This window comes from Kumtagia sp. (assembly GCF_059502445.1).
This window is the reverse complement of record NZ_JCACER010000089.1, coordinates 1-20,447: the sequence shown is the minus strand read 5'-3', so window position 1 is coordinate 20,447 and position 20,447 is coordinate 1. Positions and strand designations below refer to the sequence as shown.

General features: G+C 67.7%; 16 protein-coding genes. 11 read left to right on the top strand and 5 right to left on the bottom strand.

The window, feature by feature from the left end:
• Window positions 1-59 precede the first annotated feature (59 nt).
• Both AC5JDC_RS23795 and AC5JDC_RS23790 read right to left on the bottom strand, forming a co-directional pair.
• Complete coding sequence (locus tag AC5JDC_RS23795; RefSeq protein ID WP_495845204.1) at window positions 60-1,559, bottom strand: ABC transporter ATP-binding protein; 1,500 nt, start codon at window positions 1,557-1,559, stop codon at window positions 60-62.
• Between the two features lie 196 nt (window positions 1,560-1,755).
• Window positions 1,756-2,793 carry a BMP family protein gene (locus AC5JDC_RS23790; protein ID WP_495845202.1) on the bottom strand — a complete coding sequence of 346 codons (1,038 nt, stop codon included), beginning with the start codon at window positions 2,791-2,793 and terminating at the stop codon, window positions 1,756-1,758.
• Between the two features lie 238 nt (window positions 2,794-3,031).
• Here AC5JDC_RS23790 and AC5JDC_RS23785 point away from each other — a divergent pair, with 238 nt between their 5' ends.
• From AC5JDC_RS23785 to AC5JDC_RS23760, 6 genes are all read left to right on the top strand, one after another.
• On the top strand, window positions 3,032-4,240 hold the full coding sequence (locus AC5JDC_RS23785) for a glycosyltransferase family protein (RefSeq protein WP_106773792.1): 1,209 nt from the start codon (window positions 3,032-3,034) through the stop codon (window positions 4,238-4,240).
• Window positions 4,241-4,250: 10 nt separating this feature from the next.
• Entirely contained in the window at window positions 4,251-5,489 is a 1,239-nt protein-coding gene (locus AC5JDC_RS23780; RefSeq protein WP_495845200.1) for a glycosyltransferase, read from the top strand.
• Complete coding sequence (locus tag AC5JDC_RS23775) at window positions 5,489-6,613, top strand: glycosyltransferase family protein (RefSeq protein ID WP_495845198.1); 1,125 nt, start codon at window positions 5,489-5,491, stop codon at window positions 6,611-6,613. The genes AC5JDC_RS23780 and AC5JDC_RS23775 overlap by 1 nt, the downstream gene beginning before the upstream one ends.
• Before the next feature lie 257 nt (window positions 6,614-6,870).
• Window positions 6,871-9,585, top strand: a complete 2,715-nt coding sequence (locus tag AC5JDC_RS23770; RefSeq protein WP_495845196.1) for an ABC transporter transmembrane domain-containing protein — start codon at window positions 6,871-6,873, stop codon at window positions 9,583-9,585.
• A 40-nt stretch (window positions 9,586-9,625) separates the two neighbouring features.
• Complete coding sequence (locus AC5JDC_RS23765) at window positions 9,626-10,090, top strand: cyclic nucleotide-binding domain-containing protein (protein ID WP_106773795.1); 465 nt, start codon at window positions 9,626-9,628, stop codon at window positions 10,088-10,090.
• A 175-nt stretch (window positions 10,091-10,265) separates the two neighbouring features.
• A complete protein-coding gene (locus AC5JDC_RS23760) occupies window positions 10,266-11,138 on the top strand; it encodes an MBL fold metallo-hydrolase (RefSeq protein WP_120785125.1) in 873 nt (290 codons plus the stop codon).
• Window positions 11,139-11,140: 2 nt separating this feature from the next.
• Here AC5JDC_RS23760 and AC5JDC_RS23755 read toward each other — a convergent pair whose 3' ends face one another.
• Both AC5JDC_RS23755 and AC5JDC_RS23750 read right to left on the bottom strand, forming a co-directional pair.
• A complete protein-coding gene (locus AC5JDC_RS23755) occupies window positions 11,141-11,893 on the bottom strand; it encodes a polysaccharide deacetylase family protein (RefSeq protein WP_495845193.1) in 753 nt (250 codons plus the stop codon).
• Entirely contained in the window at window positions 11,890-12,969 is a 1,080-nt protein-coding gene (locus AC5JDC_RS23750; protein WP_495845191.1) for a glycosyltransferase family 4 protein, read from the bottom strand. Before AC5JDC_RS23750 ends, AC5JDC_RS23755 begins: the two co-directional genes overlap by 4 nt.
• Window positions 12,970-13,076: 107 nt before the next feature.
• Between AC5JDC_RS23750 and AC5JDC_RS23745 the strand changes: the two genes are divergently transcribed.
• From AC5JDC_RS23745 to AC5JDC_RS23730, 4 genes are all read left to right on the top strand, one after another.
• On the top strand, window positions 13,077-14,246 hold the full coding sequence (locus AC5JDC_RS23745) for a DUF3095 domain-containing protein (RefSeq protein WP_495845189.1): 1,170 nt from the start codon (window positions 13,077-13,079) through the stop codon (window positions 14,244-14,246).
• Window positions 14,247-14,400: 154 nt separating this feature from the next.
• Window positions 14,401-15,741 carry an adenylate/guanylate cyclase domain-containing protein gene (locus AC5JDC_RS23740; protein WP_495845187.1) on the top strand — a complete coding sequence of 447 codons (1,341 nt, stop codon included), beginning with the start codon at window positions 14,401-14,403 and terminating at the stop codon, window positions 15,739-15,741.
• A gap of 44 nt (window positions 15,742-15,785) precedes the next feature.
• Window positions 15,786-16,703 carry a polysaccharide lyase family 20 protein gene (locus AC5JDC_RS23735; RefSeq protein ID WP_495845186.1) on the top strand — a complete coding sequence of 306 codons (918 nt, stop codon included), beginning with the start codon at window positions 15,786-15,788 and terminating at the stop codon, window positions 16,701-16,703.
• 148 nt (window positions 16,704-16,851) lie between these two features.
• A complete protein-coding gene (locus AC5JDC_RS23730; protein WP_495845184.1) occupies window positions 16,852-17,412 on the top strand; it encodes a GNAT family N-acetyltransferase in 561 nt (186 codons plus the stop codon).
• Between the two features lie 24 nt (window positions 17,413-17,436).
• Here AC5JDC_RS23730 and AC5JDC_RS23725 read toward each other — a convergent pair whose 3' ends face one another.
• Window positions 17,437-18,294: a helix-turn-helix domain-containing protein gene (locus tag AC5JDC_RS23725; RefSeq protein ID WP_495845181.1), complete on the bottom strand. Its 858-nt coding sequence runs from the start codon at window positions 18,292-18,294 to the stop codon at window positions 17,437-17,439.
• Window positions 18,295-18,581: 287 nt separating this feature from the next.
• Here AC5JDC_RS23725 and AC5JDC_RS23720 point away from each other — a divergent pair, with 287 nt between their 5' ends.
• Window positions 18,582-20,231, top strand: coding sequence for an FAD-dependent oxidoreductase (locus AC5JDC_RS23720; RefSeq protein ID WP_495845179.1), 1,650 nt, complete (start codon window positions 18,582-18,584; stop codon window positions 20,229-20,231).
• Window positions 20,232-20,447: the final 216 nt, after the last annotated feature.

Sequence of the window (20,447 nt, the reverse complement as noted above, 5' to 3'; positions counted from 1 at the left end):
TCCCCCCTTGCGGGGGAGATGTCCGGCAGGACAGAGGGGGGTGCGAAGGAGCGCCACCCTCATGCAGCCGCCTCCAGCCCGTGACCCGCCATCAACTCGCCCAGTTCGCGGACCGAGCGCTCGCCGCGCTTCGACGGCGCCGAGATGCGGCCCTTGAAGATCACCGCCACGCGGTCGGACAGCGCCACGATCTCCTCCAGATCCTCGGAGATCAGCAGCACCGCCGCGCCGCGGCCGCGCGCCTCGATGAGCTTTGCATGCACATAGGCGACGGCGCCAACGTCGAGGCCGCGCGTCGGCTGGTTGGCGACGACGATGCGCGGCTCGGGGTCGAGCGCCCGGCCGAGAATCAGCTTCTGCATGTTGCCGCCCGACAGCAGGCGGATGCGCGTGTCCGGCGACGGGCATTTCACGTCGTAGTCGGCGATGATCTCCCTGGCGAAGGTCCGGGCCGCGCCCCAGTCGAGGAAGCCGCGGCGGCTGAAGCGCTCCGAGCGATAGCTCTCCGCGATCAGGTTCTCGGCCACCGTCATGTCGCCGATCGTGCCGACGGCATGCCGGTCCTCCGGGATGCGGCCGATGCCGAGGTCGAGCGCCTCGCGCGTCGACCACGGCCGGTGCTTCTCGCCGTCGAGCAGGATGTCGCCGCCGGTCGACGGCTCGCTGCCCGACAAAAGGGCCGCCAGCGCCGCCTGACCGTTGCCGGAAACGCCGGCGAGCCCGAATATCTCGCCGCCGCGCAGCGTCAGCGCGGCGCGGTCGAGCGGCGCGCCGGAGCTTTTTCCGCCGGTCGAGACCTCGTCCAGGACGAGGATGCGTCCCCCATAAGGCACGTCGACGATCGGCGGCAGTGCCACGTCCTGGCCGACCATCAGCGCCGCGAGCTCGGCGCGGCTGGTCGCGGCCGTCAGCCGTTCGCCGGCAAGCTTGCCGCCGCGCAGCACCAGCACGCGGTCGCTGACGGCGGTCACCTCGTTGAGCTTGTGCGAGATGAAGATGATCGACAGTCCCTGCCCGACCAGCAGCTTGAGCGTCCTGAACAGCGCTTCGCTCTCGGCCGGCGTCAGCACCGCCGTCGGCTCGTCGAGGATCAGGATTTTTGCGTCGCGGTAGAGCGCCTTGAGTATCTCGACACGCTGCCGCTCGCCGACGCTGAGCGCCGAAACAAGGGCATCCGGCTCGGCGGCGAGGCCGAAATCGGCGGACAATTTTGCGATGCGCGCCCGCGCGGCAGCGCGGTCGAGGCGCGGCCGCCACAGCGCCTGGGTGCCGAGCGCGATGTTCTCCAGCACCGTCATGTTCTCGGCCAGCGTGAAATGCTGGTGGACCATGCCGATGCCGGCATCCAGCGCGGCACGCGGGTCGCCGGGCGGCAGCGGCCGGCCGAACGCCTCGACGCTGCCCTCGTCGGCGACGTAGTGGCCGAACAGGATGTTCATCAGCGTCGTCTTGCCGGCGCCGTTCTCGCCGAGCAGCGCGACGATCTCGCCCCTGGCGAGGACGAACGAGATGGAATCGTTCGCCACCAGCGCGCCGAAGCGTTTGGTGATGCCTTGCAAGCGAAGGACGGTTTCGCGGTGCTCCTCTGCCCCTTGCGGGGAGGGTGGCAGCGAAGCCGCCGGGTGGGGTTCTTGCGGCAGGGCTCGACGTCCTTTTCCTGAAATATCCGCGCCAGAAGAGACGCCGAGCGCGGCCGCACGGACCCCACCTGGCGGCTTCGCCGCCACCCTCCCCTCAAGGGGGAGGGAAGCGGCGTCAGCTCGACTTCGGCTCCGCGTCGTTGATCTCCACGGTGAACGAGCCGTCCTTGATCGCCTTCTCCTTCTCGGCGACCAGCTTCTTCGCCTCCTCCGGCACCTTGGCCTCGAAGCTGCCGAGCGGCGCCAGCGAGCAGCCGCCCTCCTTCATGAACGAATAGAGCCCATAATCGGCCGCCTTGAAGCTGCCGGCCTTGACCTCGGCAATCGCCTTGTCGAGCGTCGGCTCGAAATGCCAGAGCGCCGAGGCGACGACGGTCTCGGGATAGTCCGCCTGCGTGTCGATGACGTTGCCGATCGCCAGCACGCCCTTCTCCTTGGCCGCGTCGGACACGCCGAAGCGCTCGGCATACATGACGTCGGCGCCGGCATCGATCTGCGCGAAGGCCGTCTCCTTGGCCTTGGGCGGGTCGAACCACGAGCCGATGAAGGCCACCTGGAACTTCGTGTCGGGCGCCACCTCCTTCACGCCGGCCATGAAGGCGTGCATCAGCCGGTTGACCTCGGGGATCGGATAGCCGCCGACCATGCCGATCGACTTCGACTTGGTCATGGCGCCGGCGACGATGCCGCTGAGATAGGAAGCGTCCTGGATGTAGTTGTCAAACACCGCGAAGTTCGGCACCGCGTCGTCCGGCTTGAAGCTCGAGCCCATCAGGAAGGCGACGTCGGGATAGTCCTTGGCCACGCCGCGGGCGGCGTCCTCCACGCCGAACACCTCGCCGATGATCAGCTTGTTGCCGGCCTCGGCATATTCGCGCATGACGCGCTCGTAATCGTTGTTGGACGTGTTCTCGGAAAACACATATTCGATGTCGCCGCGCTCCTTTGCCGCATTGGCGGCCTTGTGGATGCGGCTCACCCATTGCTGCTCGACGGGAACCGTATAGATCGCCGCGACTTTTACAGGTTCCTGCGCGAACAGCCGTGTCGGCAGGCCGGCAACCGCGGAGAGCGCCGCGCCGGCGCCCGCGGCCTTCAGGACGGTACGGCGGGAGAACCCGGAGACGCTCCGGGAAGAGTGACGGATAGGCATTTGGACCACCTCTGGTTGGCAGGCTTCGGGTTCGCCCCGTTTTTTATCGTTTGGTCAAGGTTATGCGAATTTCCACACCCCGGCAATCAACGCGTTCGTGCTGTCCACGGCCCTGTTCGAACGCGCCATCCGCCCCTATCTGAGGCCGCTCAGGGCGTAGACCGATCGGCTCTGCCCGTATAGGGTAGCGCGCGTTGGAGCGGGACGCCGCAAGGGCAAGGACCAAGGTGACACCGGCATGATGCGGCGCTTCGAACATGCTCGTATCCTCATGTACAGCCACGATACTTTCGGCCTCGGTCATCTCAGGAGATGCCGGGCGATCGCGCACTCTCTGGTCGAGGATTTCCGCGGCCTGCAGGTGCTGATCATCTCCGGCGCCCAGATCGCCGGCGCCTTCGACTACCGCGCCCGCGTCGACTTCGTGAAGATCCCGAGCGTCATCAAGCTCAGGAACGGCGAGTACACCTCGCTGGAGCGGCATATCGACCTGCACGAGACGCTGAAGATGCGCCAGTCGATCATCCGCCACACGGCCGAGACCTTCCAGCCCGACATCTTCATCGTCGACAAGGAGCCGCTCGGCCTGCGCGGCGAGGTCGAGGAAACGCTGGCCTATCTGAAGACGCGCGGCACCACGCTGGTGCTGGGGCTGCGCGAGGTGCTCGACGCGCCGCATCTGCTCGACGCCGAATGGACGCGCCGCGACGTCATGCGCAAGATCGGCCTGTTCTACGACATGATCTGGGCCTACGGGCCGCCGGACTTCTACGACCCGCTCACCGGCCTCGACGTGCCGCCCTCCGTGCGGGCCAAGATGAATTTCGTCGGCTTCCTGCAGCGCAGCCTGTCCAACGACGAGGTGCCCGACCATCGGCCCGAGGGCGACTATATCCTGGTGACCACCGGAGGCGGCGGCGACGGCGCCGACTTGATCCACGACGTCATCCATGCCTACCAGCAGGATCCCGGCCTGACCCACAAGGCGCTGATCATGCTCGGCCCCTACATGCCGTCGAAGAAGCGGCAGAGGCTGATCGCCAAGGGCGCGAAGATCCCGTTCATCGAGATCCGCGAGTTCGACAACCGCATGGAAGAATTGATCGCCGGCTCGAAGGGCGTGGTGGCGATGGGCGGCTACAACACCTATTGCGAGATCCTCTCCTTCGACAAGCCGGCGCTGATCGTGCCCAGGGTCGCGCCGCGCGAGGAGCAGCTCATCCGGGCGCGGCGCGCCGCCGAGCTCGGGCTGATCGACATGCTGCTGCCCGAGGAGGCGGAGGACGCACAGCGCTTCGCCGCCGCGCTCAAGGCGCTGCCGAACCGGGCGCCGCCATCGAAATCGCGGCCGGACTTGCGGCTGGAGGGCCTCGTGCATATCTCCGAGATCGTCGGCGACTGGCTGGACAAGCGGCCAGCACCGCAGCTCTCCGTCGTCGAACGCTGATCCCCAAAGCATGCATCGCAAGGTCGCCGTCCTGCTCAAGGGCTATCCCCGCCTGTCCGAGACCTTCATCGCCCAGGAACTGCTGGGACTGGAGCGCGCCGGGCTCGACCTGGTGCTGGTCTCGATGCGCCGGCCGACCGACAAGAAGCGGCATCCGATCCATGACGAGATCAGGGCGCCGGTCGTCTACCTGCCGGAATATCTGCACGAGGAGCCGCTGCGGGTGGCTCGCGCGGCGCTGACCGGTCTGTTCAGGCCGGGGTTCTGGCGTGCCTTCGCCCGGTTCTTGCCGGACCTGACGCGCGATTTCAGCCGCAACCGGTTCCGGCGCTTCGGCCAGGCGCTGGTGCTCGCCGCGGAATGGCCGAAGGGCGCCGGGTGGCTGCATGCGCATTTCATCCACACCCCGGCTTCCGTCGCCAGCTATGCCAGCCGCATCACCGGCATCGACTGGACCTGCTCGGCGCATGCCAAGGACATCTGGACCTCGGCGGGCTGGGACCTGGCGGACAAGCTGAAGCACGCGCGCTGGGCGGTGACCTGCACGCAGTCGGGCTTCGAGCATCTGCGCGGCCTGGCGACGGCGCCTGAGCAGGTGCATCTCAGCTATCACGGGCTCGACCTCGACCGCTTCGCCCCCTTCCACGGGACGCGATCGGACGCCGACGGCTCGGACCCGCAACAGCCGGTGCTCATCGCCAGCGTCGGCCGCGCCGTCGAGAAGAAGGGTTATGAGACCCTGCTGGAGGCGCTCGCCCTGTTGCCGGCCTCTCTCGCCTGGCGGCTGGAGCAGGTCGGCGGCGGCGACCGGCTGCCGCAGCTCAAGGCCCTGGCGGAGCGGCTCGGCATCGCCGACCGCATCGCCTGGAAAGGCGCGCTGGCGCAGGAGGACGTGCTTGCCCTTTACCGGCGGGCCGACCTATTCGCGCTGGCCTGCCGCATCGCCGGCGACGGCGACCGCGACGGCCTGCCCAACGTGCTGGTCGAGGCGTCGAGCCAGCGCCTGCCCTGCGTGTCGACGACGGTCTCCGGCATCCCCGAGTTGATCACCGACGGCGAGGACGGCCTGCTGGTTCCGCCCGAGGATCCCCAGGCGCTCGCCGCCGCGCTGGCAAGGGCGATCGGCGACCCGGCCCTGCGCAAAAAGCTCGGCGAGGCGGCGGAGCACCGCGTGCGCTGCCATTTCGACCACCACTCCAGCATCGGCCAGCTCGTCGGCCTGTTCGAGCAGGAATGGCGGAAGGCCTGATGGCGAGCGTCTTCTTCTACGTCCAGCACCTGCTCGGCATCGGCCATCTCGCCCGCGCCAGCAGGGTGGCGGCTGCACTGGTCGAGGACGGGTTTCGGGTGACGATGGTGACCGGTGGTCTCCCGGTGAAGGGCTTTCCCGGCCCCGGGCTCGACCATGTGGCGCTGCCGGCGGTCGGCTCGGCGTCGGAGGCGTTTTCCGGCTTGGTCGAGGCCGACGGCAAACCGGTCGACGAGGCTTTCCTGGCGCGGCGGCGCGACCTGCTGCTCGCCGCCCTGCACGAGCGCCGTCCCGACATCGTGGTGATCGAGGCGTTTCCGTTCGGCCGCCGGCAGATGCGTTTCGAGCTGCTGCCGCTGCTCGACGCGGTCGCCGCCATGGCGCCGCGGCCGCGGCTCGTCACTTCCGTGCGCGACCTCCTGCAGGAGCGGGTCAAGCCGGGTCGCAACGAGGAGACGGTCGAGCTGCTCAACCGGCATTTCGATCTGGTGATGGTGCATGGCGACCCGGCCTTCGCGCGGCTGGAGGAGACCTTTCCGCTGGCCGCCGAGATCAGGCCGCCGGTCGGCTATTCCGGCCTGGTCGCCGCGCCGCCGCCGCGGCCGCCGCGCGAGGTCTTCAAGGTGCTGGTGTCGGCCGGCGGCGGCGCCGCCGGCGCCGAGCTGGTGCGGGCGACCGTCGGGGCGGCGCGGTTGCTGCCCGATGCCTCAGGCTGGGCGCTGATCACCGGGCCGAACCTGCCGCAAGCCGAGTTCGACTCGGCGGCGGCCGCAGCGCCGTCCGGTCTGCAACTGTTCCGGTTCCGCGAGGATTTTCCCGTCCTGCTCGGCGGCGCCGAGCTGTCGGTGTCGCAGGCAGGCTACAACACCGTCTGCGACGTGCTGCGGGCGGGCTGCCGCTCGCTGCTGGTGCCGTTCGCCGCCGGCGGCGAGACCGAGCAGCCGGCGCGCGCGGCGCGGCTTTCGCGGCTCGGACTGGCCGAAGCGCTCCCGGAAACCGGCCTGACCGGGCCGGTTCTCGCCGAGGCGATCCGCGCGGCGCTGGCGCGGCCGAAGCCGCCGCGCGCGACGCTCGACCTCGACGGCGCCATGGGCTCGGCGCGGCTGCTGCGGGCGCTGCTGTGAGCACCGGCGGACACATCGTGCCGCCTTGCCCGGACAATGGCGCTGCGCACGGCCAGCTACATCTCGAAGCTGTCCACGGCTCCGCAGCACACCCGGGTGGCGTCCGCGAAACGGCTGTTGTAGGCTGCCGGCAGAGGACGGCATCCACGCATTTCAGACGGATTCTCATGCATTTCGCGAAGACGCTGACCCTGGGCGGCACTGTGGATGCGGACCGCCGGCTTTGCCGGGCGCGCGGACTGGCGGGCTGACCTTTCATGGAACGCAGTCTCGCCCGCTACATCTGGATTCACACCTGGCGTCAGCAGCTCTGGATCCTGTTCGTCGTCGCGCTGTCGATGATCCCCTATTTCATGTCGTTCGACCTGCCCAAGCAGATCGTCAACGGCCCGATCCAGGGACAGGGTTTCGAGACGCCGGGCGCCACCCAGCCGTTCCTGGCCATCGACTTCGACCTGCCCCTGCTCGGAACGGTCCATCTCTTCGACGGCTTTCAGCTCAACCGCACGCAGACCCTGGTCGGGCTGAGCCTGGTCTTCCTGGCGCTGGTCATCATCAACGGCATCTTCAAGCTCTACATCAACACCTACAAGGGGCGGCTCGGCGAGCGCATGCTGCGGCGCATCCGCTTCGAGCTGGTCGACCGGGTGCTGCGCTTCCCGCCCGGGCACTTCAAGCGGGTCAAGTCGGCCGAGGTCGCCACGATGGTGAAGGACGAGGTGGAGCCGCTCGGCGGCTTCATCGGCGACGCCTTCGTCACGCCTGCGCAGCTCGGCGGCCAGGCGCTCACGGCGCTGATCTTCATCGTCCTGCAAAGCTTCTGGCTGGGCATGATCGCCGCGGTGATCGTCGGCATCCAGCTCGTGATCATCCCGCAGATGCGCAAGCGGCTGATCCGGCTCGGCCGCGAGCGGCAGCTGACGGCGCGCGCGCTGTCCGGCCGCGTCGGCGAGATCGTCGACGGCATCGGCGCCATCCACATCAACGACACGTCGAACTTCGAGCGCGCCGACATCGCCGACCGGCTCGGCACGATCTTCAAGATCCGCTACGACCTCTACCAGTGGAAATTCCTGGTCAAGTTCATCAACAACTTCCTGGCCCAGGTGACGCCGTTCCTGTTCTACCTCGTCGGCGGCTGGTTCGCGCTGCAGGGCCGCCTCGACATCGGCCAGCTGGTCGCCGTCATCAACGCCTACAAGGACCTGCCCGGGCCGCTGAAGGAGCTGATCGACTGGGACCAGAACCGCCAGGACGTGCAGGTCAAGTACCAGCAGGTGGTCGAGCAGTTCACGGTCGAGACGATCATCGACCAGAAGCGGCAGACCCTGACCGTGGACAAGGTGACGCCGCTGGAGGATGCGCTGACCACGAGCAGCCTGACGCTCGTCGACGACAGCGGCGCCAAGCTGCTCGATCGGGTCAGCCTGCAGGTCCATCCGGGCGAGAAGGTGGCGATCGTCGGCACGGCCGGCAGCGGCGCCGAAGCGCTTGCGGAGGCCTTCGCAGGCCTGATCTGGCCGGAATCGGGACGCATCGCCGTCGGCAGCCGCGATCTCCTCGACCTCTCCGAATCGGTAACCGGACGGCGGATGGCCTATGCGTCCTCGGATGCCTATCTGTTCCAGGGCTCGCTGCGCGACAATCTTCTCTACGGGCTGAAGCACGCGCCGCTGACGGAGGTTCAGTATGACGGGACGAGCGCCACGCGGCGGCGCTGGAACGTCGACGAGGCGCGCAAGGCCGGCAATCCGGACTTCGACGTCGGCAGCGACTGGGTCGATTACGCCTCGGCCGGCGCCAGCGGTCCGCGCGATCTCTACCACTCCATCCGCCCGGTGCTCGACGCGGTCGTGCTGTCGCAGGACATCCTCGACCTCGGCCTGCGCTCGCGCGTCGATCCCGGCCTGCATCCGGAGATCAGCGGCCGTATCGTCGAGGTGCGCGGAGCGCTGCGCGAGCGGCTCGACACCGAAGGCCTCAGCAGCCTCGTCGAGTTCTTCGAGCCCGGCGCCTACAACACCCAGGCGACGATCGGCGAGAACCTGCTGTTCGGCGCCGCGACCGGGCCGGAGCTCACCGGCAAGGAACTGGCCGGCAACGCCTATTTCCGTGCCGTGCTCAGGCAGGACGGCCTCGGCGAGACGCTCTATCGCATGGGCCTGGAGATCGCCGAGCAGGCCATCGAGCTGTTCGCCGACCTGCCGCCCGACCATCCCTTCTTCCAGCAGCTCGCCTTCATGACGGCGGAAGACATTCCCGAGTACCAGCAGCTGCTGCAGCGCCTGCGCGGCAAGCCGATCGACGCCGCCTCGGACGAGGACCGCGCCAGGATCATCAAGCTGTCCTTCGCCTATATCGAGCCCAGGCATCGTTTCGGCCTGCTCACGCCGGAATTGATGGACAAGATCGTGGCGGCGCGCCACCGCTTCTACGACGGCCTGCCCGCCGAGCTGCAGGGCGCCATCGAGCGCTACGATCCGCAGAAATACAACACCGCCGCCACGCTCAGCGACAACATGCTGTTCGGCCGCATCGCCCACAACCAGCCGGACGGGCCCGAGCGCATCCGCTCACTGGTGCGCGAGCTGCTCGACACGCTCGGCCTGCACGACGAGGTGCTGGACATCGGGCTCGATTACAATGTCGGCGTCGGCGGCCGCCGCCTGACCAGCGCCCAGCGGCAGAAGCTCGATGTGGCGCGCGCGCTACTCAAACGCGCCGATTTCATCATCTTCAATCGCCCCCTTGCGGCGCTCGACCAGCGCGCGCAGGATGTGGTCACTAGGAACGTGCTCGAGGAGGCAAGCCGAGGCGGACGCAATCCGGCAATCCTTTGGGTTCTGCCGAATCCACATCTTGCGGACCTTTTCGAGCGGATAATCGTTTTCCATAGCGGCGAACTCGTAGAGGATGGAACGCACGAGACTCTGAAGAAGGAAAACGGTATTTTCACACGGATGTTGGCATAGGGAGCCAGGCTGTGCGATGATCATTCGGGGTTGAACGATCATGCTGCTTAACGACGAAGTCGGGATGCTGCGGAAGGTTCCGCTGTTTTCCCGTGTGGCGCCGGCCAAGCTGAAACTGCTCGCCTTCACGTCGGACCGCGTGTCCTACAAGGAGGGGCAGACGCTGTTTCATCAGGGCGACGAGGGGGACGCCGCCTATGTCGTGCTGTCGGGCACGGCCGACATCCTCGTGGATTCGGCGGCCGGCCAGATCAAGGTGGCCGAGGTCGAGCCCAACGAGATCGTCGGCGAGATCGCCATCCTGTGCGACGTCTCGCGCACCGCCACCGTGCGGGCCAGCGCGCCCCTCGAAGCACTGCGTATCCGCAAGGACCATTTCCTGCGGCTTCTGACCGAATTCCCCGAAATGACTGTCGAGATCGTCAAGGTTCTGGCGGACCGGCTCAGCCATACCACGGCAGAGCTGACGGCCGCCCGCAGCAGAGCGAGGCAAGCCAATTCGTAGCGCGCGCGCAAAGCAACGTCCGGACCTGGACGTGAGACCCGCCGAACGCCGTATCGGCTACGGTGTGAAGGGCAATCCGCTCGACGCCCACGGGCTTCGCGCCCTCGAGAACTGCGATCCGCCGCCCGACCCGGCCCGCGTGCTCGCCGAGCGCCGAGCCGCCGAGCCGACGCCGCTGCTCGCCGGAGGCGGCGACACATCCTTCAAGGTCCGCATCTGGGGCGCGCGCGGCAGCGTGCCGGTCTCCGGCAGCGAGTTCCGCCGCTACGGCGGCAACACCCCGTGCGTGGAGATGCGCTGCGGCGGCCGCACCCTGCTCTTCGACGCCGGCACCGGCATCCGCCCGGCCGGCGTGTCGATGCTGCGCTCCGGCGTCCGCGACGTGCACCTGTTCTTCTCGCATTTCCACTACGACCACGTCCTCGGCCTGCCCTTCTTCGCGCCGCTCTACGATCCGTCGATCCGACTCGAGATCTGGTCCGGCCATCTCGCCGGCATCATGTCGACGCGCGAGATGCTGCGCGGGCTGATGCGGGCGCCATGGTTCCCGGTCGAGATCAGCATCTGCCGGGCCGCCGTGGTGTCGCGCGACTTCCGCTCCGGCGACGTGATCAATCCGTGGCCCGAGGTCACCGTGCGCACCGGCAGCCTCAACCATCCGGGCGGCTGCATCGGCTACCGGGTCGAATATGGCGGCCGCGCCGTCGCCTTCATCTGCGATACCGAGCATGTCGAGGGGGCGCCGGACGCCAATGTGCTGGCGCTGATCGAGAACGCAGACCTGGTCATCTACGATGCGGCCTATACGGACGAGGAGATGAAGAGCCGCCGCGGCTTCGGTCATTCCTCCTGGCAGGAAGGCGTGCGGCTGTGCCGGGCGGCCGGCGCGAAAAAGCTGGCGCTGTTCCACCACGATCCGTTCCGCACCGACATCGAGCTCGCCCGCATCGAGGCGCGCGCCAAGGAGGCCTTTCCCGGCGCCTTCGCCGCCCGCGACGGCCAGTCGCTGACCTTTCAGGCAAGGCAGGCGGCGAAGAAGCAGGTCTGAGCTCAATCGCCCAGCAGGGCGTCGACACCTACCCATCGCCCGGCGCCATCCGGCGTGGTGATCTCGAACAGCCGTTCCAGAAAATCCCAGGCGGACTCGTCGTGGACGAGGTGGTGCGTCAGCACGCCGACGGGCGGGCGCGACGGATCGGCGAAACCCGCGTCGAGCCCGGCGACGATCTCGGCCACGATGGCCGCGTGATCACGGCAGCCGCGCGTGCCGTGCCAGTCCATGATGTCGACGGTCGTGTTGACGAGCCGCAGCGGCGCCGGCTTCGGCGGCCCGAAGGTGGAAAGGCCGCGATAGCCGAGGCCGGCAAGCGCGGGAATGAGCGCCGCGTCGATGCGGTTCCACGGCGGCACCAGCAGCGGCGCCGAGCGGGCGAACATCACCCTGATGCGCTTCAGGCCCTGCGCCAGCTCGCCGAGAACGGTGGCGGCCGGGCGGTGCGGGCCGAGCTCCTGCTTCTTCTCGCCCGCCGGTGCATGGTTCCGGTGCGACCAGCCGTGGACGACGGCGGTCACATGCGGCTGCATGGCGAGGCGCCGGGCAAGGTCGCGCTCGGCATGCGCCGGTATGACGGCCAGCGCCACGGGGACGCCGCGGCGGGCGGTGAGGCCGACAAGGCGGTCGAGCGGCGCGGTCGGCGCCGCGGCATCGTCGTCGCGCAGCCAGAACACCGGCTGCCTTCCGGCGTCGCGCCAGCGCTCGAGCGCGGCGGCAAGGCTTTGCCAGCTCCTGACGGCAGGAGTCATGCTCCGAGTCTCCGCAGACAGGCGGCCAGCGTGGCGGAGGCCGTCGTCAGCGACCGCTCCGCGAGCACGAAACGGCGCGACCGCTCCCCCATGTCCCGCCTGACATCTACACCGGACAGCAGCTTTCGGACAGCCGTCGCATAGGCCTCGACGTCGCCCTCAGGGGTCAGCAGGCCGGTCTCGCCGTCGCGCACCACCTCCGGCACGCCGGCGGCGGCCTGGGCGACGACCGGCAGGCCCGCCGCCTGCGCCTCCAGATAGGCGAGGCCATAGGCCTCGCCGGAGCCCGGCCAGATATAGATGTCGCCCCCGGCCAGAATGCCCGGCACCTCTTCCGGTCGCCGTTCGCCCAGCCATTCGACCCGTTCCGGAGGCAGGTTTGCGAAGAAGCCGCGAACCTCGTCGCGCGAAGGCCCGTCACCGACGACGGCGAGAGTCCAGGGCAGATCCAGGCAGGTTCCGAGCGTCGCGGCAAGCATCCGGTAGCTGTCCAGCTTGTCGCCCGGCCGCATCATCGCCACCGTCACCAGCCGCGGCGGCGCCGAGCCCTTCGCCGGCGCTGGGAAGGCGGCCGTGTCGATGAAAGGCGGCAGCATGGCCAGCCTGTCCTGCCCGAGGGCCGCGGCGAGGCCGTCGAAATCGCGGCGGGTGAAGCACAGGTTGAGTGCCGCATGCACCAGGCCGCGCTCGACCACGGCCTGCGCCTCGGCCCACGGCCCCTCGCGCCGGCGTCGGGAAAGCGAAGCCTCGGCCGTGACATAGGGGATGCCGAACTCGGCCGTCAGCGGCGGTCCGAGGAAGTCCGGGGCCTTGTAGTAGGGATGGTAGCAGAAGAAGAGGTCCGGCCTGCCGCCGGCGCGCCAGCCGGCGGCAAGCTCCGCCGCGGCGGCCTCGCCCGCCGCCCGCCGCTGGGCGAAGCCGTCGGGTGTGGGCGCGTAGCTGCGAAACTGCGAGGCGACGAAAACCGTATGTCCTGCAAGACGCATCGCCTCGATCAGCAGCCGCGCCATCAGCCGGTCTCCGGAAGGGACCGGATGATCGGGCGCTTTCATCGGAGCATAGAAGGCGATGCGCATGGCGCGAGCCTATGCCGACGCGACCGCCCCAAGTCAATTTGCGGCGGCAGGCCGGCAACCGCGCACTGGACCAAAACAGGGCCGCGAAAATATGCTAGGAAGCAGACATGGACGCTGTCACGCTGGATGATCCGTTCTTCGCCGCGATCCCGACCTTCGCGCGCTTCGAGGGCGTCGTGGATCCCGCCAACTACCGGCCGCTGCCCGACCATTGGGTGCTGGCCACCACCGACATCGTCGGCTCCACCCGGGCGATCGCCGGCGGGCGCTACAAGGCCGTGAACATGGCCGGCGCCAGCATGATCTCGGCGCTGCTCAACGCGCTCGGGCGCCGCGACCTGCCTTTCGTGTTCGGCGGCGACGGGGCGCTGGTCGCCTTCCCCGAACAGGGCGCGGCGATCGCCGAGGCCACGCTGGCGGCGACGCAGGCCTGGGCCGCCGACGAGCTGGAGCTGACGCTGCGCGCCGCGCTGGTGCCGATGCGCGAGGTGCGGGCGCGCGGGCTGGACGTGCGCGTCGCGCTGTTCCGCGCCAGCCCGGACGTCTCCTATGCCATGTTCATCGGCGGCGGTGCCAGCTGGGCCGAGGCGGAGATGAAGGCCGGGCGCTATGCCGTCGCGGCGGCGCCGAGCGGCACGCGGCCGGACCTCAGCGGCTTGTCCTGCCGCTGGAACCCGATCCATGCCCGCCACGGCGAGATCGTCTCGATCATCGCCGTGCCGGCTTCGGGCGCCGACATGCAGGCCTTCCAGAAGCTGGTCGCCGACGTGCTGGCGATCGCCGCCGAGCAGGACCGCGGCGGCCACCCCGTGCCGTCGGAAGGTCCCGAATTCGGCATCTCGCCGGCCGGCCTCGAAGCAGAGGCACGGGCGGCCGCCCCGAAGGGACGGCGCTTCCTGACCAAGCTTTCGGTGCTTGCGCAGATGCTGCTCGTCATGGCGCTGCACAAGGCCAATCTCAGCATCGGCCGCTTCGACGCCCGCCGCTACACGCGCGAGGTCGCCGACAATTCGGACTTCCGCAAGTTCGACGACGGGCTGAAGATGACCCTCGACCTCGACCAGACCGGCCTGGCCAGGATCGAGGCGCGCCTGCGTCAGGCCGAGGCGGAGGGCGTGTGCCGGTTCGGCCTGCACCGCCAGGATTCGGCGCTGATGACCTGCATCGTCGCCACGCCGCTCCAGTCCGATCACATCCATTTCATCGACGGCGCCGCCGGCGGCTACGCCCTGGCGGCCGCCAACCTCAAGTCCAAGCAGATGGCGGCGGCTGCCTGATCATCATCGACACGCAATCTTGGGTTTCTGTCAGCTGGCTTGTTCAACAACGCCTGGCCCACACCTATATACCCTTTCGGACCAGCCTCCGCGCCATCCTCCCCGGCGCGGTTTTGCTTTTCCGACAATGACTTCCACGACCGGAGGATCCCGGATGACAAACGGTGCCCAAGCCGACGTTTCCACAATTCTCATGGACAAGGTCGCCGACTGGCTGACGGCCTCGTCACTGGCGGGCGACGATCTCGAGACGATGGTGCGCGGCTTTTGCGAACGCCTGGCGGCGGCGGGAATGCCGATCGCCCGCGTGCATCTTTCCTTTTCCATGCTGCATCCGCTCTACGACGCGCTCGGCTTCACCTGGGAGCGCGGCTCGGGCATGCGGGTGGAAGGCTTCCGCCAGAAGCCCGGGCAGAAATCGGAACAGTTCCTGCGCAGCCCCTACTACTACCTGCTCAACAACAAGCTCGACCATCTGCGCCGCCGCATCGACTATTCGGGGCCTTCGGAGTTCCCGATCTTCGACGACCTCAAGACGCTCGGGGTCACCGACTATCTTGCCTTCCGGCATATGTTCACCGCCGGCAGGGAGCAGGGCATGCTGGGCTCCTGGTCGACCGACGCGCCGTCGGGCTTCACCGAAGGCATGATCGCGGCGCTGCTGCGCATCCAGAACCATCTGGCCGTGGCCGCCAAGATGGCGGTTCTCAACCGGCTGGCCGACAACATGCTGACCACCTATCTCGGCAACGACGCCGGCAAGCGGGTGCTCAACGGCAACATCCGCCGGGGCCAGGGCGACACCATCCGCGCCGCCCTGGTGATGGCCGACATGCGCGGCTCGACCATGATGGCCGAGCAGGAGGGCCGCGAGGCCTATATCGACACGCTGAACCAGTTCTTCGACGCCATCGCCGCTCCCTTCAACCGCCGCGGCGGCCAGATTCTCAGCTTCCTCGGCGACGGCTTCATCGCCGTCTACCCCTGCGACCGCCACCACGAGCCTTCGGAGATCGCCTGCAAGGCCGCCCTGTCGGCCGCCCACAGGGCCACCGCCAGGATGGCGGCCCTCAACGAGGATCGGCGCCGCCGGGGCCTCGCCGAGATCGGCTACGGCATCGGCCTGCATGTCGGCAACGTCATGTTCGGCAATGTCGGGCTGAACGACCGGCTCACCTTCTCGGCCTTCGGCTCGGCGGTCAACGAGGTGCAGCGACTGCAGGCGCTGACCAAGAAATATCCGCACAGCCTGATCGCCAGCGAGGAGTTCGCCGGCTACAGCGGCGGCGGCTGGATCAACATCGGCAAGGAGAAGTTGCGCGGCGTCAAGGAAAGACTCACCATCCTCCACCCCGACATGACCGACATCGTCGATTCGGAGGACGATGCCTTCGAGATCAGCTATGACGGCGTCTCGGATGCCGAGCAGCTCATGCTGCTCTATCGCGACAGTGCGGGAGCCGGCTCCACCGGCAATGGAAAGGCTGTGCAGTGAAAACGGGATTGATCCGGATGGCGACGGTCGCGGCTCTCTGTTGGATGTCCGCTCCGGCCGTCGCCGATCCCGGATCGATCGTGCTTTCCGACGGCTTCGAGGGCACCGACTTCGCCGACAGCGGCGGCCTCTACTATCGCGAGAACTATGAGCAGACCGCCGGCACCGCCGAGTTCCAGAAGGAAGTCAAGCGGACCGGCAACGGCGCGCTCAAGCTCAGCATCAAGCCGCTGTGCGGGATGACCAACGACGGCTGCAGCGAACGCGCCGAGGTGTGGGAGAAGACCGAGCTGCGCGTGCCCTACGACCAGGGCGTCTGGTACGGCTTCGCCGTCCGGTTCGGCGAGCCGATCCCGCAGGACGACCACCGCTATTTGATCGCGCAATGGAAGCGCGAGATCGATCCCGGCGCGGAGGGCGATTTCAGCCCGTTCCTGGCGCTGCGCCTGCGCAACGGCAAGCTGTTCGCCACGATCGAGACCAACTATCTCGCGCCGGGCGGCGATGCGGCGAACGGCACGACCGCAAGCTGTGGCGACGGTACGGTCCCGGTCTGGTTCCGGCCGGAGACCAATCAGATGCGCGCGCTGATCGCGACGGAGGCGGACTGGACGCCGGAGGACGGGCGCATGTTCAGCGCCTGCACGCCGGCGCTGCAAATCATCGACCACGGCAACAAGCTGCCGGCCGCCGATTCCGGCTGGATCGACTTTGCCATCTACACCAAGCCCGGACCGGACGGCACCGGGCATGTCGAGATCTTCGCCAACGGCAAGCCGATCGTCACCGTCAAGGGCCATATCGGCCATGCCGACAAGGGTCTGGGCAAGAACCAGTATTTCAAGTTCGGCCCGTACCGCGCCGCGCACACGACCGAGTGGACGCTCTACTACGACGATTTCCGGCGCTCGCCCAACTGCGCCGACGTGCTCGCCGGCGGCGATTGCCCGGCGCCTGAATAGCCGGCGGGCGGTCTGCCTTGGCTTCTCGCTGCCAAACCTGATCGGTAGACAATCCTGGGAACGAAAAGGCTACGGAAGACAACCGCTGCAAAGAAGCCGGGTCCCGGCAGCCACCGGCTATCGTGATAGTTCCAAGTCGCAGGTGACCATGGAAACCGCACTGGAAACCGAGGCGCTGATCCTTCGCCCCTGGCGGCTCGCAGACATCGACCAGCTCGTCGAGGGCCTGAACGACATCAACGTCTCGCAGTGGCTGGCATTCGTTCCGCACCCGTATCTGCGATCGGACGGCCTGAAATGGATTGAACATTGCAAGCGGCTTTCGCCTGGTGAAGGCGCGCAGCGTGATTACGAATTTGCGATCGAGCGGAAAGTCGATCACGCGGTGATCGGCGGCGTCAGCTTGAACAACATCGATATAGGGCGCGGCCGCGCAGGCGGCGGAATCTGGATCGGCGCGCCGTACCAGCGTCTGGGCCATGGACGCGAAGCATTCGGCGAGCGCATCCGCTTCGCTTTCGACACGTTGCATCTGCTCGAACTTCACAACGGCTACTTTGCCGGCAACGAACCGTCGTGGGTTCTGCAGAAGCGCTTTGGTTACAAGCGCATTCCCGCGCAGCCGCGTCGGCGCCAGTGCCTTGCCGACGGATCGTGGAAGGATGAGATCCTGACCAGCTTGCACAGGGAGGATTGGATAAGGAACTAGGGGCTGGGTCTGAATACCCAGACCTCAGTTCTTCCGGATCCGGCTCGGCGTCCTGCCGAGCTTGCGCGTCAGCGTCGTGGTCAGATGCTGCTGCGAGGCGAAGCCGCAGGCCAGCGCGACGTCGGCGATCGGCAGGTTGGACTGTTCGAGCAGGACACGGGCGCGCTCGACCCGGCGGTTGATCACGAACTGGTAGGGCGACAGGCCGGTGCGGGCCTTGATGCCGTCGAAGACGCAGCGCAGCGGCAGGCCGGCAACACCGGCCAGGCTTTCGCAATTGATGGCGCCCTCCAGCCCGGCCTCGATGAAGTCGACGATTCGCCGGAAGGCGGCGTCCGACAGCCCTGAAGCGTCGGCAAGCCGCCCGGCGCGCAGGCCGCGCATGGTCTCGACATAGACCATGCCGCCCAGATACTGGATCTCCAGCGGGTCGAGCATGGCGCCGGCGGCGATCCTGTCGCGAGCATAGCGCGCCAGATGCCGGATGGGGCCGGTGCCGATGTTGTTGGTGCTGCCGGAGACGCCGCACTGCCGCAGTCCCCGCTCCGATATCGCCTCCTGGAACACATCCGAATAGGCGAAGGCGACAAAGCCGTGGCGCACCGAGCGCGCCAGCACCCGCACATTGCCGCGTCCCGGATGGAAGGCGGATGTTTCGCCGCGGAACACCAGCGGGCCTTCGCGACCGTCGTCGAAGCGGCTGGTCGAGTCGATGTCGCCGAGCAGCAGGCACACCACGTCGGAGCCGTTGGCGAACTCCAGCGCATAGGGCCGCGAACCGGCCACGCAGTAGTCGACGCCGCCATGGCTGGCACGCTCGGGAAACTGCTCCAGACCGCCATAGCGGACAGGCATGGCGCGCCCGATGGTCGCTGCTGCCATTCACGCTCCTCCAGCAGCGGCAGGTCAGACCGCCGCTGCGCTCCGTGAATTTTCGCTCGTACCGAGGTTTGATGGCCTCGACCCCGGTCTCCTCCCCGGACGGGCAAAATCTACACCATCCGGGAGCCGGTTCAATCGCCGCGAGGACGCCAGGCCGTCCAAAATGCCGGCATTTTCTGCGGAAACGTGGAAAGACCGGCAGCATTCTGGAAGAAAATCGGTGGAAAGCAGGGAAGAATCTCCGGCTTCGAGCGGCTTTTTGCCCGCGCAAAAGCAGGGAGGAAACCATGTCTTCGATCGCCAGGAGGTCGGCCTTGCCGGCCAAGGCCGGCGGCTTCAACGCCGAGGCCGACGTCATCGTGGTCGGCAGCGGCGCCGGCGGGCTCGCCTCGGCGCTGTTCAGCCGCTGGCGCGGAAACAGCGTCGTGTTGCTGGAAAAGGCCGACGAACTCGGCGGGACCACCAAGAAAGCCGCGTTCTGGTACTGGGTGCCGAACAACCGGCACATGCGGGAAGTCGGCATCGAGGACCGCAAGGAGGACTGCATCCGCTACATGGCCCGGCTGTCGCGGCCGGAGGCCTACAATCCCGACCATCCGACGCTCGGCCTGTCGCAGTGGGAATACGACGCCTATGCGGCCATCTACGACAACGCCTCGCCGGCGACCGAACTATTGGCCGAGAAAGGCGCGCTGGAATACCGGCATTGCGACTTCGTGCCGGACTACTGGGCGGAACTCCCCGAGGACAAGGCACCGAAAGGCCGCGTGCTGCTGCCCAAGGGCGCGCGCGAGTCGATGTCGGACGGCGGCGAGGTGGCGATCCGCACGATGAGCGCCAAGGCGCTGGCCGACGGCGTCGACATCCGCGCCGGGCACCGCGTGCAGCGCGTCATCGTCGACGACAACCGCGCCGTGGTCGGCGTGGAGGCCGACGTCGCCGACAGGCGGACCCTTCGTTTCGGGGCGCGCAAGGCGGTGATCTTCGCCTCCGGCGGCTTCACCCATGACGAGACGATGCGCAGGAATTTCCAGAGCGTGCCGGTGTTCGGCGGCTGCGCGGCGAAGAGCAACGAGGGCGATTTCGTCAACATCGGCGCGGCGGTCGGCGCCGAGCTGCGCAACATGAACTATGCCTGGATGTGCCCGATCGTGCTGGAAAAGGCGCTGAACGGCGATCCGGGGCTGATCGGCACGTTCTCGCCATCGGGCGACTCGATGATCTATGTCGATCGCAACGGCCGGCGCGTCACCAACGAAAAACTCGCCTACAACGAATCCGCGCAGGCCTTCTTCACCTGGGATCCGGCCGCCTCCGCCTACCCCAATTTGGTGCTCATCGCCATCTGGGACGAACGCAGCCAAAAACATTCGGCGAGTGACGAATACGGCCGCTTCATCGTGCCGGAAGGCAGCGACGACGCGCATGTGATCCGGGGCGGCACGCTTGCCGAACTGACCGCCAACATCCGCGAGCGCCTGAACAAATATGCCGCCCGCACCAGCAACCTGGCGCTGGCGGAGAGTTTCGAGGCGACGCTGCGCGCCACCGTCGAGCGCTTCAACGGCTTCGCCGAAGCGGGCCGGGACCTCGACTTCCGCCGCGGCGAGCGGCAGGTGGAGCTGCTGTTCAACGGTCCGGCCGCGGAAAGCCCGGCCGCCCCCAACCCGACCATGTATCCGATCAGCGGCAAGGGGCCGTATTATGCGGCGCTGCTTTCCGGCGGCAATCTCGACACCAAAGGAGGTCCGGTCACCAATACGGACGGGCAGGTGCTCGACCACACCGGCACGCCGATCGCCGGGCTCTACGGCGTCGGCAATTGCGTCGCGTCGGCCTCGGCGCGCGCCTACTGGGCCGGCGGCGCGACGCTCGGGCCGATCCTCGCCTTCGCCTATCTGGCCGCCAGCGCCGCCGACGCGGAGCCGCGGCGCTGATGGAGGCGGCAAACGCAAAATGAATTCGGCGGCCCTTGCACCCCCACCCCTAACCCCTCCCCTCAAGGGCAGGGCAATCGCATATGCCGATGTTGATCGTCATTCCGGGGCCGCGCAGCGGAACCCGGAATCCAGAGCGTTGGTGTCGAAGGAAAAGCGAGACCTCGCAAATATCCAGCCATTTCGAGCAGCGTCGGCACTCTGGATTCCGGGTTC